Below are 259 nucleotides of genomic sequence, written 5' to 3' on the forward strand. Positions count from 1 at the left end.
CGATCTCGTCGATGAACACGATCGACGGCGCGGCCTTGGTCGCTTCCTCGAACACCTGCCGCAGCCGCTGCTCGCTCTCGCCATAGGCCGATCCCATGATCTCCGGCCCGTTGATGAGGAAGAATTGCGCATCCGATTCGTTCGCCACCGCGCGCGCCAGCCGCGTCTTGCCGGTGCCGGGCGGGCCGTGCAGCAACACGCCCTTGGGCGGCTCGACGCCCAGCCGCTCGAACAATTCGGGGTAGCGCAGCGGCAGCTC

Annotated in this window: 1 protein-coding gene; it reads right to left on the minus strand. The window is 68.0% G+C overall.

What is annotated here, in order from left to right:
• A partial coding sequence (locus tag CVH10_RS21965; protein ID WP_146143271.1) for an AAA family ATPase occupies window positions 1-259 on the minus strand: 259 nt, incomplete at both ends.

The sequence above is a fragment of the Halomonas sp. ND22Bw genome (genome assembly GCF_003011945.1).
Classification (GTDB): domain Bacteria; phylum Pseudomonadota; class Gammaproteobacteria; order Pseudomonadales; family Halomonadaceae; genus Halomonas; species Halomonas halophila.